Here is a 1196-nt window from a genome sequence, read left to right on the forward strand (position 1 = left end):
TTAATGTTTAACGCCAATATATTAAGACACCCTAAGGAGGTTGTTCGGCGGCATGCCGGGCATGAAAAGCGGGCTGACGTGGGCGGCTACAGTTCCCAGTTATATCCGCTAAACTGGGGGAATGGCTTCTCCTAAGAAACGTCGCGGCCGCGACCTTTTGCAGTTTATTGCTTACAGCGTCATTGCAGGTTTTCTGGTGGCGGTCATTGTTGTGCCGCCCGTCGTAGGCGCTGGCTCAGTGGTGAACGCATCCATGAGCTGGTTCCAAGACTTACCGGATGAGATTTCAGAGGGGCCCCTGGCACGTCCCTCAACGATCTACGCCGCAGATGGTAAGACCGAGCTGGCCACCTTCTACGAAGAGAACCGTACACAGGTGAAGCTCGACCAGATCTCCCCGCATATGCGGAACGCCATCATTTCGGTTGAGGACCGTGATTTCTATAGCCACGGCGCGGTCTCTGCCGTCGGTATTGGGCGTGCGTTCTTCAATAACGCGATGAACCCCGGCAAACGTCAGGGTGCTTCCACCCTCACCCAGCAGTACGTGAACAACCTGATCGTTAACGCTGCTGAGCAGAACGGTGAGGACGCGAACGCCACCCTGGGCGGGAACAAGAACTACTTCGCCAAGATCAAAGAAATGAAGCTGGCCGTTTCGATGGAGCAGAACAAGTCCAAGGACGAGATCCTTGAAGGCTACCTGAACATCGTGAACATGGGCGGCTCAAACTTTGGTGTTGAGGCCGCAGCCCAGTACTACTGGGGTATTCCTGCGAAGGACCTGAACGTTGCCCAGTCGGCGCTGCTGGCCGGGCTGGTGCAGTCCCCCAACACCTACCGGCCGGACGAGCACCCTGATAACGCAGTTGAACGCCGTAACGTGGTGCTCTCCACAAGAGTACGATGAGGCAGTGGCCAGCGAAGTGAACCTGGACATTCACCCGGTGAAGAAGGGGTGCAGCAACGCTGGCGAGTACGCCTTCTTCTGCAACTACGTGGTGAATAATATCCTGCAGGATGAGTCCTACGGTGCCACCGATATTCAGCGCAACGCCATGCTGCAGCGCGGTGGTTTGAAGATTTACACCTCCCTGAACACGGAGGCACAGAAGGTTGCGAAGCAGTCAGTTGAATCCACTCAGCCTGGGGCAACCAACACTAATGACATTAACACCGCACTGACCAGCATCGAG

1 protein-coding gene and 1 pseudogene are annotated in these 1196 nt (G+C 55.9%); both read left to right on the forward strand.

Going from position 1 to position 1196, the window contains the following annotated elements:
- Positions 1-196: 196 nt before the first annotated feature.
- Entirely contained in the window at positions 197-910 is a 714-nt protein-coding gene (locus tag Q4P78_RS09070; protein WP_303340043.1) for a transglycosylase domain-containing protein, read from the forward strand.
- 4 nt (positions 911-914) lie between these two features.
- A pseudogene (locus Q4P78_RS09075) lies at positions 915-1196 on the forward strand (penicillin-binding protein); the annotation flags it as partial.

It is taken from the genome of Rothia sp. (in: high G+C Gram-positive bacteria), assembly GCF_030540545.1.
Classification (GTDB): Bacteria; Actinomycetota; Actinomycetes; order Actinomycetales; family Micrococcaceae; genus Rothia.